Below are 612 nucleotides of genomic sequence, written 5' to 3' on the forward strand. Positions count from 1 at the left end.
CTAATTCTTAGTTTAGCTACTTCACTAACACGTAAACCACTACCATAGATTAATAGTAAAATCGCTTTATGTTTTAAATTATCCGTTCCATGGATAAGTGCATGAACTTCTCTTCTAGAAGGGATGACAGGAAATTTAGTAATTCTTTTCATTCTAGGTACTTTTATAGGATTCCATTCTTTCTCTAGAACAAAAGTATAAAGAAACCGAACCGATGAAATATAGTTATTGATTGTCCCTGCGGATAGACCTCGTTCTTTTTTTAGATAGAGAATATATTGTTGGATATCTTCTGGAGATGTTTCTTCTATAGGCCTATTAGATTTCTCCATATAGGCAAGAAATGCCTTCATTCTTCGACCGTAAGATTCCTTTGAGGATTCTGGCAAGCCTTTTAGTTCAAAGTATAAATCTATTTTTTGATTGTATCGCTCCATGATAGTTTCCTCCATTACTTGATAGATTCATAATTAAAATGATTTATCAATTAATAGAGGAGGAGCTCTGGTTGCCTTGAAAATTTGTGGATATATTTTTCTTATAATACGTGGTATAATTTTCATAGAAAAAGTATGCCTTTCTATTTGGTTGTTTTGTTTGGCGATAAAACAA

At 32.0% G+C, this 612-nt stretch carries 1 protein-coding gene; it reads right to left on the minus strand.

All coding sequences use genetic code 11. The features are described from left to right. Positions 1-437: tyrosine-type recombinase/integrase (locus tag IEV35_RS19995; protein ID WP_188386418.1), on the minus strand; the 437-nt coding region annotated here is incomplete at its 3' end. Positions 438-612 lie beyond the last annotated feature (175 nt).

Source organism: Ornithinibacillus halotolerans (assembly GCF_014637405.1).
GTDB classification, from domain to species: domain Bacteria; phylum Bacillota; class Bacilli; order Bacillales; family Amphibacillaceae; genus Ornithinibacillus; species Ornithinibacillus halotolerans.